This window comes from Sphingobium sp. B11D3B (assembly GCF_025961735.1).
Lineage (GTDB): Bacteria > Pseudomonadota > Alphaproteobacteria > Sphingomonadales > Sphingomonadaceae > Sphingobium.
In genome coordinates this window covers 293,454-306,927 of sequence record NZ_JAOQOF010000001.1, presented here as the reverse complement: position 1 = coordinate 306,927, position 13,474 = coordinate 293,454, and the positions used below count along the sequence as shown (strand labels likewise).

13 protein-coding genes are annotated in these 13,474 nt (G+C 65.2%); 7 read left to right on the top strand and 6 right to left on the bottom strand.

Annotated features, from left to right (window positions below; all coding sequences use genetic code 11):
* The first annotated feature begins 62 nt into the window (after window positions 1-62).
* From M2333_RS01475 to M2333_RS01455, 5 genes are all read left to right on the top strand, one after another.
* A complete protein-coding gene (locus tag M2333_RS01475; protein WP_264610637.1) occupies window positions 63-1,463 on the top strand; it encodes a leucyl aminopeptidase family protein in 1,401 nt (466 codons plus the stop codon).
* Between the two features lie 92 nt (window positions 1,464-1,555).
* On the top strand, window positions 1,556-2,461 hold the full coding sequence (locus M2333_RS01470) for a C40 family peptidase (protein WP_264610636.1): 906 nt from the start codon (window positions 1,556-1,558) through the stop codon (window positions 2,459-2,461).
* A complete protein-coding gene (gene argC / locus M2333_RS01465) occupies window positions 2,458-3,384 on the top strand; it encodes an N-acetyl-gamma-glutamyl-phosphate reductase (RefSeq protein WP_264610635.1) in 927 nt (308 codons plus the stop codon). Before M2333_RS01470 ends, argC begins: the two co-directional genes overlap by 4 nt.
* 241 nt (window positions 3,385-3,625) lie before the next feature.
* A complete protein-coding gene (gene msrA / locus M2333_RS01460) occupies window positions 3,626-4,156 on the top strand; it encodes a peptide-methionine (S)-S-oxide reductase MsrA (protein WP_264610634.1) in 531 nt (176 codons plus the stop codon).
* A 97-nt stretch (window positions 4,157-4,253) separates the two neighbouring features.
* On the top strand, window positions 4,254-4,475 hold the full coding sequence (locus M2333_RS01455; protein ID WP_264571045.1) for a hypothetical protein: 222 nt from the start codon (window positions 4,254-4,256) through the stop codon (window positions 4,473-4,475).
* A 54-nt stretch (window positions 4,476-4,529) separates the two neighbouring features.
* Here M2333_RS01455 and M2333_RS01450 read toward each other — a convergent pair whose 3' ends face one another.
* Together M2333_RS01450 and M2333_RS01445 are read right to left on the bottom strand one after the other, a co-directional pair.
* Window positions 4,530-6,332, bottom strand: a complete 1,803-nt coding sequence (locus M2333_RS01450) for a glycosyltransferase (protein ID WP_264610633.1) — start codon at window positions 6,330-6,332, stop codon at window positions 4,530-4,532.
* A 357-nt stretch (window positions 6,333-6,689) separates the two neighbouring features.
* The gene (locus tag M2333_RS01445; protein WP_264610632.1) at window positions 6,690-7,646 is read right to left on the bottom strand and encodes an L-threonylcarbamoyladenylate synthase; all 957 of its coding nucleotides are present in this window, start codon (window positions 7,644-7,646) and stop codon (window positions 6,690-6,692) included.
* 164 nt (window positions 7,647-7,810) lie between these two features.
* Here M2333_RS01445 and M2333_RS01440 point away from each other — a divergent pair, with 164 nt between their 5' ends.
* Window positions 7,811-8,632 (top strand): ATP-binding protein, encoded by an 822-nt coding sequence (locus tag M2333_RS01440; protein WP_264612538.1) that lies wholly within the window; start codon window positions 7,811-7,813, stop codon window positions 8,630-8,632.
* 133 nt (window positions 8,633-8,765) lie between these two features.
* Here M2333_RS01440 and M2333_RS01435 read toward each other — a convergent pair whose 3' ends face one another.
* Complete coding sequence (locus M2333_RS01435; protein ID WP_264610631.1) at window positions 8,766-10,133, bottom strand: PQQ-dependent sugar dehydrogenase; 1,368 nt, start codon at window positions 10,131-10,133, stop codon at window positions 8,766-8,768.
* A 73-nt stretch (window positions 10,134-10,206) separates the two neighbouring features.
* Window positions 10,207-10,389: a hypothetical protein gene (locus M2333_RS01430; RefSeq protein WP_181561599.1), complete on the bottom strand. Its 183-nt coding sequence runs from the start codon at window positions 10,387-10,389 to the stop codon at window positions 10,207-10,209.
* A 240-nt stretch (window positions 10,390-10,629) separates the two neighbouring features.
* On the opposite strand from M2333_RS01430, the gene M2333_RS01425 reads away from it, so the two are divergent.
* Window positions 10,630-10,824, top strand: a complete 195-nt coding sequence (locus M2333_RS01425; protein ID WP_264573379.1) for a hypothetical protein — start codon at window positions 10,630-10,632, stop codon at window positions 10,822-10,824.
* A gap of 101 nt (window positions 10,825-10,925) precedes the next feature.
* On the opposite strand, the gene M2333_RS01420 is transcribed toward M2333_RS01425, so the two are convergent.
* Window positions 10,926-12,611: a long-chain-fatty-acid--CoA ligase gene (locus M2333_RS01420; protein ID WP_264610630.1), complete on the bottom strand. Its 1,686-nt coding sequence runs from the start codon at window positions 12,609-12,611 to the stop codon at window positions 10,926-10,928.
* Window positions 12,612-12,736: 125 nt separating this feature from the next.
* A complete protein-coding gene (locus M2333_RS01415; protein WP_181561486.1) occupies window positions 12,737-13,393 on the bottom strand; it encodes a DUF1013 domain-containing protein in 657 nt (218 codons plus the stop codon).
* Window positions 13,394-13,474 lie beyond the last annotated feature (81 nt).

Sequence of the window (13,474 nt, the reverse complement as noted above, 5' to 3'; positions counted from 1 at the left end):
GGGCGAGCCTAACGGATCAGCCGGCGCTTGCCGAGGCCCCTTGCGCACTCTAACCCTGCATTATGACGGACCCAGCCGATCTCGTGCGCCCCGACACGGGCCAGACCGCCCATCTCATCCATCTCATCGATGCCGCCAGCCATGAGCAATGGCTCGCTGGACGGACCGAGCGGGAACGCGCCGCGCTCGTGGCGCAGAATTACCAGCCAAAGGCCTATGCCCACGCCATCATGCCCGGGGAAAAGCCCGATGGTTGGAGCGTGGTGACATATGTCGCCAATGTCGAATCGCTCTCCAGCTGGTGCCTTGCCAAACTGCCGGGCGTGCTGCCCGCCGGAACCTATCGCTTGGCCGAGCGGGAGCCCGGCCCAGCCATCTTCGGCTGGATGACGGCGCAATATCGCTTCGAGCGCTACAAAGCGAAGCCGGCGGCCAAGGGGCCTTGCGTTCTGCTCACCGGCCAGCCCGGCGCCATTGACGGTGCCGCCGCGCAGGCCCGCGCGACGGCGCTGGTGCGGGATATGGTCAATACACCGACAGCCGAAATGGGCCCGGACGAGATCGAGGCGCAGACCCGTGCGGTTGCCGAACGCCATGGCGCCACCATGACCGTGACGCGGGGCGATGCGCTGGAATCGGGCTATCCGATGATCCACGCCGTCGGTCGCGCGGCAGACCGCGCCAATGCGCCCCGCCTCATCGAGCTGGTCTGGGGCCGTGAGGAGCATCCGCGCATCGCTTTGGTCGGCAAGGGGATCACCTTCGATACCGGTGGCCTTGATATCAAGCCTGCATCGGGCATGCGGCTGATGAAGAAGGACATGGGGGGCGCGGCCCATGCGCTGGCACTGGCGGATCTCGTAATGGGTGCGGGCCTGCCGGTGCGCCTGCACCTGCTGCTGCCGGTCGCCGAGAACGCCATCGCTGGCAATGCCTTCCGCCCCGGCGATGTGCTGCGCAGCCGCAAGGGCCTGACCGTGGAGATCGGCAATACCGATGCAGAGGGACGGCTGGTGCTCGGCGACGCGTTGACGCGGGCCGGCGAAGATAAGCCCGAACTCATTATCGACTTCGCGACGCTGACCGGTGCGGCGCGGGTCGCGCTCGGCCCGGACCTGCCTGCGCTGTTCACCAATGACGATGCGCTGGCGGCCACGCTGGCCAGCTGTGGCAGCGACGTGGACGATCCGCTGTGGCGCCTGCCCCTTTGGGCGCCCTACAACGACCTGTTCAAGAGCGACATTGCGGACCTCTCCAACAGCGGCGAAACCCCGTTTGCGGGGGCCTCGACGGCGGCGCTGTTCCTCCAGCGCTTCGTGCCGGACAAGACCCCGTGGGTGCATTTCGACACCTTTGCATGGCGGCCGACCGCCAAACCGGGCCGCCCCAAGGGCGGCGAAGCGCTCGGTTTGCGCGCGACCTTTGCCATGCTGCAAAAGCGCTACGGACAGTCGGGGGATTGAGCGATCCGGGCGTCTGCGCCGGGGGGCCGGGATGCACCGTTGCGGTCGGGTATCCCTTGACCTTTCGGCCTGTTTTGCCGCAGGGGGCGCCGATGAAACAGACCATCGCCGGGACTAGCGTGGCGTCGTCGCCCGAACGCAAGAGCGTGAAGCTGGACGGGACATCCCGCAGCTACGATCCGCGCGTGCGCGCGATCCGGCCCGATCTGGCCGATGTGGCCCTCGCCGATCTGTATTTCGCGCCCCATTATGCCGCGCCCGTGCCCCGCGGTTGCGTCGTGGCCGCCACGATGCTGCGCGCCGCCCCAGATGCCGCCGCGAGCGCCGTGAGCGAGCTGCTCTATGGCGAGAGCTTTCACATGCTCGATGCCCGCGCCGGCTGGGCCTGGGGCTATTGCGGCCATGATCATTATGTCGGCTATGTGCCGCTGGATGCGCTGGGCGAACCTGTCGAGACCAGCCATGTCGCACACGGCATCACGCCGTTGTTCGCGGCGGCCGATATCAAATCCTCGGTGCAGATGCTGCTGCCCGCCGGTGCCAAACTGGCGGCTACGGTGCAGGGCGATTTTCTCGCCATCGCCGAAGGATTTGTCCATCAGCGGCACGTCCGCACTCTCGCGGATGTCGAGAGCGACTGGGTTGCCGTCGCGGAGCGCCATCTGGGCGCGCCCTATATATGGGGTGGCCGGGGCCTTGGGCTCGATTGCTCGGGGCTGGTGCAGATCGCTCTGGCTGCCTGTGGTATCAACGCACCGCGCGATACCGACCAGCAGGCCGAGGCCATCGGCGAGGCGCTGGGCGACAATGCCGCGCTCCGACGAGGCGACATCATCTTCTTCCCCGGCCATGTGGGGCTGATGGTGGATGGCGAGCGCCTGATCCATGCCAATGCCCACGCGATGGCCGTGACCATCGAGCCGCTGGACGATGTCGTCGCGCGGCTCCGCGACACGCATGAGCAGCCGGTGACAGGCCGGCGCAGGATTACGACATGACAAAGATTTTCATTGACGGCGCCGCCGGGACCACCGGCATCCAGATCCGGGACCGGCTGGAGGGGCGCAGCGAATTCGATCTCATCACGCTGGGCGATGCCGCCCGCAAGGACGATGGCGCGCGCGCCGAAGCGATCAACGCCGCCGATATCGTCATCCTCTGCCTGCCCGACGACGCGGCGCGCCAATCCGTGCAGATGATCGCCAATGATCGCACGCGGGTGATCGACGCCTCGACGGCGCATCGCGTGGCCGATGGCTGGGTGTATGGCATGCCGGAAGTTTCCGGCCATGATGCGGTCGCGCAAGCCCGTTTCGTGAGCAATCCCGGCTGCTACTCGACCGGCTTCATCGCACTGGTGGCGCCGCTGGTGCAAGCCGGCATCATCCCCGCCGAGACGCAGCTCACATGCAACGCCGCCTCCGGCTATTCCGGCGGCGGCAAGGCCATGATCGCCGAATATGAGGGCGCTGATGGCGCGCCGAGTGCCTTCCGCACCTATGCGCTTGGCCTAGGCCACAAGCATGTGCCCGAAATGCAGGCCCGCTGCGGCCTGACGCATCGCCCGCTGTTCGCGCCGGCTGTCGTGCCGGTCTATTCCGGCATGATCGTGGACGTGCCGCTGCATAGCGATCTGCTGACCAATGGCACGGATGCCCGCGCCATGCGCGCAGCACTGGCCGAGCATTATGCAGGCTCGCCGATCATCAGCGTGGCGGATGGCTATGAGGCTGCGACGCTCCCCATCGAGTTGCTGCGGGACAAGGACATCATGCGCCTGTTCGTCTTTGCGGACGAAAACAGCGCGCAGATCCGACTGGTCGCGGCGCTCGACAATCTCGGCAAGGGCGCATCCGGTGCGGCCGTGCAGAACCTCAACCTGATGGCGGGCCTGCCGGAGACGACGGGGCTGCGCCTTTAGGCAACGGCCAGCGGATTCCCGTTCCCGTTCCCGTTCGTGTCGAGCGAAGTCGAGACACTTTGCCACTGTGCTTGACGTGTCTCGACTTCAGCTTGCAGCTGAAGTTTATCCTGAGCGCCCGCCTGCGGGCAGTCGAAGGGCTCGACACGAACGGCAGGTTGACTGGGCGCGCCCCTTTGCACCCCGCCACCGACTTCCTATCTTTGAGGCAACACACCCCTCCTCGAAAGGACGCCCCCTCATGAGCGCGACTGCTACGCTGGCCGGCGGCTGCTTCTGGTGCACAGAAGCGGTCTATCAAAATCTCGCAGGCGTCGAGTCCGTCGAGAGCGGCTATATCGGTGGCAGCAAACCCAACCCCACTTATGAGGAGGTCTGCTCGGGCAGCACGGGCCATGCCGAAGCGATCCGCATCACTTATGATCCGGCCGTGATCGGTTATGGTGATCTGCTCGATATCTTCTTCGCCACGCATGACCCGACGACGCTGAACCGGCAGGGAAATGACATCGGCACCCAATATCGCTCGGCGATCTTCCCGCACGATGCCGAGCAGGAGGCTGAAGCACGCGCTGCCATGGGACGGGCACAGGCGGACTGGCCGAACCCTATCGTCACGAAGATCGAGCCGCTGGCCACCTGGTATCCTGCCGAAGATTATCACCAGCAATATTGGGATCGGGTCGGCGACCGGAACCCTTATTGCATGGCGGTGATCCCACCCAAGCTGCAGAAGCTGCGCAAGGGCTTTGCCGACCGCCTGCGAAACTGAGGGGAAACGGCGGCCATTCCGGCGCAGCAGGCTTGCGCGACGGCGGGAAGCCGCTCAGACAAGGCACCTGTCCCTGATGGACATTGGAGAGGCTGCCATGGTTCGACCTGCCCTGCTGATCGCCGCGAGCGTGCTTGGACCGCTCACCCTGCAGGGCTGCGTCGCCCGCACGGCCTATAAGGTGGCCAAGGCGCCGGTCGATGCCGGTGCGAAAATGGCTGACTGGGCAACGGTCAGCGGCGACGAAGCGGATCGGGAACGGGGTCGCGAACTTCGGCGCAAATGCAAGGCGCGCTACGACCCTTATTATTGCGAATGAGGCAGGAGGGCGGGAGGGCAGGATTAGCCGCCCTCCCCCGCGATTTCCAAAAACTCAGCTTTCCCAGACGCGGCTGACGGCGACGCGCGCATCCCGCGGAATGTAGCGCGGGCGAGACGGCCTGGGCGCCGGGCGGGAGGCACGAATGGCCGTCGCCGCCATCAACGGTGCACAGAAGAAGCGCAGGGCCAGCGACACGAAGCCGATAAAGCTGAGGAGCGCGACGCCCGTGCCAAGCAGCCCGATGGCAAACAGGCAGAGCACCGCCACGGCGAGCGACGCGCACCCTGCGATCGTCTCTGGCCGGGTCGCTGCAAAGGGCGATTCGTCGGCCAGTCCGGCGAACTTGGGCGTACGTCGCCAGGCGAGCGGGCGATTCGAGAGGCCGGCAATGCCTGCCACCAGCACGACATAGCTGAGCGATGCGCGGGCGATCTCGCCCCACACCATGGCGCCAGTGTCATAGCAGCCGGACAGGCGATAGCGATGCACGAGCCGCACCCACCATGTCGCCGCACCGATGAGCATCAGCAGACCGGCGATGGACGGCACCTTGACCGGCTCCATAGCGCCGATGGCCAGCCCAACGACCATGGCAAGCATGCCGCCCACGCTGACGACGAGCGCGGCCAGCGTCTGCAGCGGCGCGAGGCAGCGCACGACTTCCAGCAATTTGGTCCAACCCGGCAGCGGCGCGGCAAAGGGCGCCGGCAGGAACAGGCGCCAGTGACGGCGCAGCTGCTGCACCGGACCCGCCGTCCACCGGAAGCGCTGCTTCTTGTAATCGTCAAAGGTCTCGGGGATCAGGCCGCGGCCAAAGGTCTCGCCGAAATACAGGCCCTCATAGCCGACCTTGCGCAGGCGCACGGAGACTTCAGAATCTTCCGTGAGGCACCATTCCGCCCAGCCACCGGCTTTCACCAGCGCATCCTTGCGCATCAGGCACATCGTCCCGATGGTGAAGGCGCCGCCATATTCGCTCACGCCGGGGTAATCGACCTTGTTGACCGGCATATATTCCCAGTAGCAGGCGCTCAGATAGTCATTGCCCTCATAATCGCGATAGTCGTGCGGCGTCTGGATATAGCCGAGCTTCGGATCGGCGAAGAACGGCAGCAAGCGCGAGAGGAAGTCGTTGCGGGAATAATAGTCGGCGTCGATCACGCCGATGATCTGCGCATCTGAGGCGGTCTGCTCGAGCAGGAAATTGAGCGCGCCGGCCTTGGCGCCGGGCAGCGGATCGACATGGAAGAAGCGGAAGCACTCCTTACCCAGCTTCGCATTGAGACGCGCGCAATGGGCTTCCAGCGGCCTCCAAAGAGCTTCGTCCTTCGTATTATTATCGCAGACCAGCACCTCGAAATTATCATAATCCTGCGCGGCGAGACGGTTCATCGTCTCGATCACGATCTCGGGCGGTTCGGCATAGCAGGCTAGATGCAGCGAGACCTTGAGATGCGCGGCTGCAGGATCGGATGAGGGAATCGCCACCGGCAAGCGCCAGCGCTCATGCGTCAGCACCGCTTCGCGCGCTACGCTGGCGATGAGATTGGCAAGGAAGGCGAACAGCGTCAGCCCGAGCGCGGCGAAGGCCAGCACCATCAGCAACGGCGGCAGACCGGCTTCGAGAATGAACAGCGTGCCCCACAGGCTCGTCATCACGCTGCCAAGCCCCGCGCCGGTCAGCCAGAGGATGCCCGGCATGCTGAAACGCACGAGATAATAGCGCGCGATGGCGACCAGCGTGATCGCGGCGAGGAAGATGGGGATGACCGAGCCGATCTGCCAGGTCACCAGCGCCGTGGCGAAAAGCGCGCCGAACGAAGCGCCCAAAAACTCGTGCACCTCCTCGGACACTGGCCGAGAAATACGATGCGGCGCAGAAACGGCACGAAGTGTCAAAAGTGCAGCCGCAAGTGTAAAAAATGCAACGAAGATCAACGAAGAATCGAGATCAACTCTGGATAAGGCGATCAATTATTCAGTCCTCCGTTTACTGCCGACACGCCAACTGGATTTGCCGCGTCCGTGCATAACGCATGGATTTGACAATCGAGCCTTCACGAACTCTTCAAAAACCGCAAACCAGCCAGCGGCAAACCGTGCATGAGCCGCCGCTGCCTGCCACATGTGCGAGATTCGCGAGGATGGCCAGCGGTCGATCGCCCCCGCCCGTCCCGCATATTTTCGACCGACTCACTGCTCAGGCCGACCTCACGCAGCCGCGCGCCGCAGACGATCGTTGATGGCAAGGCCGAGCCCTTCAGACGGGATCGGCGCCACCGAAATGCGCGCCGCTGCGCTCTCGTCTGCTTCGTGCAGAGCGGCGAACAGATGCGCGGCGGCTTCGATCAGATCACCGCTCGGGCTGAGGTTGCGCTGGGATGGTCCCGGACCGAAACCAATGTGGAAGCTGCCCGGCGCAGGGTCCGTGCAGTTGAGCATCAAGGGTTTGGATGGCGCATAATGGCTTTCGAGCTGGCCGGGTGCGGTAATCCCTGCACTGGCTGCCGGTGCGCGCACCGGTCGTCCGGTGATCGCTTCGAGGCGCTCCGGGGTCACGGGGCCGGGCCGCAGCAGGATGATCGCATCGTCAAGCGGCTCGACGATGGTCGATTCCACGCCATCGCTGGCTGGCCCGGCATCGAGGATGAACGGGATACGCCCGCCAAGGCTGGCCAGCACATGGCTGGCGCGGGTCGGGCTGATCGCGCCGGAGCGATTGGCCGAGGGGGCGGCCAACGGCACGCCCGCCGCGTCGATGAGCGCGCGCATTGCCGGATGCGATGGCAGCCGCACCGCCAGCGTGGGAAGACCGGCGCTGGCGAGCCCGGCGACGGGGCTATCGGGACGGCGCGGCAGGACCATAGTCAGCGCGCCGGGCCAGAATGCCTCGGCCAGCGCCTGTGCCATGGCGTTGAACGACACCAGCTGGCGCGCCATCGCAACATCGCTGACATGGACGATCAGGGGATTAAAGGACGGGCGACCCTTGGCCTCATAGATGCGCGCCACGGCGAGATCGTTGGTCGCATCGGCGGCGAGACCGTAAACCGTCTCGGTGGGCACGGCGACCGGTTCGCCGGCCATGATCAGCGCGGCGGCTTCCGCCAGCCCGGCGCTGTCATAGGCGCGAATACGCGTTTCGAGGGACCGGGTGGCGCGGGACATGTGCGGCCTATAGCCGCGCCGCGTGACACATTGAAGCGGCATGATAGCGTGGCGGCGACGGGGCGGAGACCGGTGCCGCCGGCCTTCGCGTCTTGACCTCGCGGGAACGGCCCGCCACGGCTCAATCCATGATGACCGAGGGAAATGCCATGTCCACACCGTCCATGGACGATGCGCTCGCGCGGATCGCCGCCGCGCTCGAACGGCTTGCGCCGAATGCCGCCGCCACCCCGGACCTGGAAGCGCATCCGGCCTATCGATGGGATGGGAAGATGCTGGTGCCTATCGAGGGCTTCGAGCCGATCGACTACGCCCTGCTGACCGGCATCGACGCGCAGAAAGAGGCTTGCCTTGAGAATACCCGTCGCCTCGCGCGGGGCCATGCGGCGCACGACATTCTGCTGTGGGGTGCGCGGGGCACGGGCAAGTCGGCCACGGTCGCCGCCTGTGTCGGCCAGGTGCAGAAGGAAGGGCTTCCGCTCGCGATGGTCGAGATCGCGACGGACGATCTGCGCAGCCTCGCAACGCTGTTCTCGCTGCTGCGCGCCGCCCACCGGCCGATCGTCCTCTACATCGACGACCTTGGTTTCGACGGTGACTTCGGCGCCGATGCACGAGCGCTGCGCTCGCTGCTGCAGGGTGGCGCCAGTGCGCGCGGGAGCCATGTGCGGCTCTATGCGACCTCCAACCGACGCCACATCGTGCCGCGCTCCATGGGCGAGCAGGATGACCCGATCAACCCCCGCGACGTCGTGGACGACCGGATGGCCCTATCCGACAGGTTCGGCCTGTCGCTCGGCTTCCATGCGCTCGATCAGGATGCCTATGTCGCCATCGTGCGCCGCTACGCCGCCCGCTATGACCTGGACGTCGATCCACTGGCCGCGATCCAGTGGGCAACCCAGCGCGGCAGCCGCTCAGGCCGGGTCGCCTGGCAATATGTGGTGGAACTGGCGGGCCGGGCGGGCATTACGCTCGACCGCTGAACGACCGGGCGGGGCGCTGCTATAAAGGCCGTGCTCTTGCGAAAGCAGGAGTCCAGGGCGCGGCCGAGGAGCTGAGCCGCCCTAGGCCCCTGCTTTCGCAGGAGCACCGGGTCCGATCATTTGCGTGAAGGGCTCAGGAGGCGGGCGCGCGCTCCGGCGTCGGCGCGGCGGCCGGTCTTGCGGAATTGCTCACACGCCAGATAATCCCGCCGACATCGTCACTGACCAGCACCGATCCATCGGCGGCGACGAGCACGTCGACCGGCCGACCCTGCGCCTGCCCGTCCTTGTTGAGGAAGCCGGTGAGAAGATCGACAAGCTTGCCCTGCGGCCGGCCGCGATCGTCAAAGGCAACATAGGAAACCTTGTAGCCGCTGGGCGGTTTGCGGTTCCAACTGCCATGCAGGGCCACGAAGGCCCCCTGATTGAACGGTGCGCCAAGCGCGGACCCCGGCGTGAAGGCCAGGCCCAGTGGCGCCGTGTGCGTGCCCAGACCAAAGGCCGGGCGGCGGGTATATTCGCGCAGATCATCGCGCTGCGGCTGCACGCGCCGGTCGACATAGCCGCCCCAGTAATTCCACGGCCAGCCGTAGAAGGCCGCGAATTCCACGTCGGTCATGTAATCCGGCACGAGGTCCGAGCCCAGCATGTCCCGCTCGTTGACGACCGCCCAGAGCGAGCCGGTCCACGGGTTCCAGGCCAGATCGGTGGGGTTGCGCAGGCCGCTGGCGAAGATATTCGCCTCGCCCTTGCGCGGATCGATCTCCAGAATAGCGGCGCGATAATCCTCCGCGTCCAGCCCGTTCTCGGCGATATTGCTGTTCGAGCCGACGCCGACATAGAGCTTGCCGTCGGGGCTTGCTGCAAGGCTACGCGTCCAGTGATTATTGGGCGCATTGGCGGGAAGATTGGCGACCTTGCGGCCTTCCACGGTGATCCGCGTTTCGCCCAGCTTGTAGGGGAAGGCCATCAGGCTGTCGGTGTTCGCGACGTAGAGCGTCTCGTCGATCAGCGCCATGCCATAGGGCGAGTTCAGCCCTTCCAGCAGAACATGCCGTTGCTCGGCAATGCCGTCGCCATTGGTATCGCGCAGCAGCGTGATGCTATTGGCGGACACGCCGCCAGCGCCGGCAAAGCCGATCAGCTTGCCCATGATCCAATCCTGGATGCCACCGGCTTTGCGGGGCGGGCTATTGGTCTCCGCCACCAGAATGTCGCCATTGGGCAGGCGCAGCATCTGGCGAGGGTGATCGAGACCGGCTGCGAAACGCTGCACGACGAGACCACGCGCGGCCACTGGCGCGGCGCCATCGGCCCACCCCACCGGCTTGGCGATCATGACGGTGGGGAGGATCTGCTTGCGCGCTGGCGTGAACTCGGGCTCACGCCCTTCAAGCGCGGTTTCCGGCAGGCGCGCGACATCGGGGCGCGACAGATAATAGAACACGCCACCCGCGATGAGGATCAGCGCGGCGAGTGTCAGCAGGATGATCTTTTTCATGGCGACGATCTTACGGCTGCGCCTGCCTTGACGCAACAAGCCGAGCGGGCATGCGCGCCCTTATCTGCGCGGATCAGCCCCGGCCCTTCAGCCAGATCGCGACAGCCACGATCACCCCCAGCGCAAGCCCGGCCAGAATGCCGATCGAGGGCTGCCCGGTCGCGATGCCGACGATCGTGCCAAGGAGAATGAGGCCAGCCAGCGGCGCACCGCCGCCCATGGGTGATTTGTCGCCTGGAGAATTCGGATCGGTCATGTCACGCCCATGCCATGTCCCGCGCCGCGATGCCAGCCGAACAAGCCGGCGGTCTTCGTCGTGCCGTAACTGGACAGATTGCTCCCGCGCGGGACTTGGTTAAGCCGTGCTTAGCCAGCGTGGGGCGTCCGGCGCGGATTGAGGGCGAAGCTGGCACGGTCCGTGAATGGATACAGCTGGACCAGAATGACTTGATTTTGCGGGGGCAAGGGATTCGAATTTTGAATGCATCTTCCGATCATGGTCGACCGTCGGAGTTACGACGACGCCACCGCATTGATGCGCATTTTCGGCGATCACGCGGGCGTTGAAGCGGCCCAGCGCGCAGATCGCAGCCGCGATGTCGGCAACCACATCCGCTTCTGCCACTGGAGAGAGGTGGAGCGCGTCCTGTTTCTTCTCCAGGTCCAACATTGCGTGGGAACCGTCCATTGACAGCCGCGTTGAGGGAATGATGCGGCTCCCCGCAATTGCCGCTATCATCTCTCCCGGCTCATCCCTCAGTCCCCCCCAACGATGAGCCGGGAGAGAAACCCTCAAACAAGCCCCGCCTTGGCCCGCTCTTCCGCGACGAGTTCCTTGCGCGAGAGCTTGCCGACCAATGTGCGCGGCAGGCTCTCACGGATTTCGACCGCGCAGACGCGCTCATGCTTGCCGAGCTGCGGATTGAGCCAGTCCTTGAGACGCTCGCCGTCGATGTCGTCCTCCACCTCCGGCCGCAAGGTCACGAAGGCCTTGGGCACCTCCCCGCGATAATCATCGGGAATGCCGATCACGAGCGCTTCCCGAACGGCGGGATGGCGATACAGCACGTCCTCCACCTGGCTGGGGAAAACTTTGAAGCCACCGACCGCTATCATGTCCTTGATGCGGTCGACCACGCGGAAATAGCCGTCTTGATCGATAGTGCCGACGTCACCGGTGCGCAGGAACCCATCGACGAAGACCTCCCGATCGGCATCCGGATTCTGCCAATAGCCTTGCATTCTTTGCGGGCCGTCAAAGGCTATCTCGCCGGGTTCCCCCGGCTGGGCAAGCCGGGACGGGTCTTCCCGGTCGAGCAGGCGCACGCGCGTGCCGGGAATGGGCTGGCCGATCGAGCCGGTCTTGCCCGGCCCATCATAAGGATTGGCCGAGACGACGCCGCTGCTCTCCGTCAGCCCATAGCCTTCGACCAGCCGCGCGCCGGTGGTCGCCATGAACCGCTCCTTGAGTGGCAGGGGGAGCGGCGCGCCGCCGGAAATACAGACGCGCAGGGAAGAGAGGTCCGCTTTGGCGAGATAGGGACTGTCCAGCAGAGCCTGGAACATGGTCGGCACCCCGGGCAGCGAGGTGACGCGGGTCCGCTGGATCGCTGCGATGACCTGACGCGCATCGAACCGCGGAAGAATGACGATCTCGCCGCCGCGAACGACTGTGCGATTGAGCACCGCAGTGTTGGCGAACACATGGAAGAAGGGCAACGCACCCAAAATGCGGTCCTCAAGGGCATGCCAGGGATCGAGCAGGTCGATCTGCCGCGCATTGGCCGAGAGGTTCTGGTGAGTGAGCATCGCGCCTTTAGGCCGCCCGGTGGTGCCACCAGTATATTGCAGCAAGGCAAGGTCACGCAGCGGATCGATCGACGGCAGGCTGGAGGGATCATCGCCCAGCAACGAGCCGAACGAGAGAATGCGCGGATCGGAGGGGACATGGTCATCGGCTGACCGCTTGAACAGGCGGTAGAGCAGGGATTTGCCCAGCGGCAGGCCACCGGCGACGGAGCCGACCACCAGCCGGTCAATGCAGGAGCAATCCAGCACGGCGCAGGCATTGCCAAACAGGGGTTTGGCGGAGATGGTCACCAGCAGGGTCGTCCCGCTGTCCTCAGCCTGATGCGCCAGTTCCTCGACCGTATAAAGCGGCGAGAAATTGACCGCGATGGCGCCGGCCATCATCGCGCCATAATAGGCCACGACGTAGTGCGGGACGTTGGGGAGGTAGAGGCCGACCCGATCGCCGGGCTGGACGCCAAGGCCGATCAGCCCGGCCGCGAAGCGCCGTGCATTGCGGTAGCACTCGGCATAGCTGAACTTGCGCCCGTAAAAATCAAGCATCGGGCGGCTGCCGTCCTGCTCCACGGCAGATCGCAGCATCTCCGGCAGCGATAGCGGGGCAAAGTCCTGCGCCCACGCAACGGGGTGATCATAATGGTCCTGCCAGGCGGGTTTTTCGCTCTCCATACGGAGAGGCTATGCGATCCCGCGTGGCAAGGCAACGCCATGCCGGGCGACGCTACGTCGCCCGGATGAATGCTTTTGATCACAGTGTAAATTCGACCCCGAACGCCCCGAATCGGGGCGCAAAATCAGTCTTCGCGGGGGCGGCTCGCGAACAAAGCGGCTTCCTCCGCCAGCATCGTTTCAGACGCGCGGCGCTGTGCGTCCTCGCGCTCCTGACGCAGTTCGGCGATCAGCGCCTCACGGTCGCCATCGAGACGGTTGTCGGTCGGCGCTTCGATGCCGGCCTTCTTGGCCGCCTTGGCCACCAGTGCATCCAGCTCACGCTGCGAGCACAGACCCAGCGTCACCGGATCCTTGGGCTGGATGTTGCTGATATTCCAGTGCGTCCGCTCGCGGATCGCCTGGATGGTCGTGCGCGTCGTGCCGATCAGCTTGCCGATCGCGCCGTCCGAAACCTCGGGATGGTGACGCAGAATCCAGGCGATGCCGTCCGGCTTGTCCTGACGCTTGGAAACCGGCGTGTAGCGCGGTCCCTTGGTGCGGCGGACCGGGTCCGGCCCCTTGAGCATCTGCAGCTTGTAATCGGGGTTCTGCTCACCCTTGTGGATTTCCTCCACCGAGATTTCATGCGCACGGACCGGATCACGGCCGGTATATTTCGTGCCGGCGGTATCGTCCGCGATCGCCTGCACCTCGAGGATGTGCAAACCGCAGAATTCCGCAATCTGCTCAAAGCTGAGCGCAGTGTTGTCGACCAGCCAGCTGGCTGTGGCGTGGGGCATGAGCGGCTGTGCCACGGGACAAGTCCTTCTGTGCAAAATAGAAGGGCCACCCCTCACGGGATGGCCTTGATGGTCGCACAG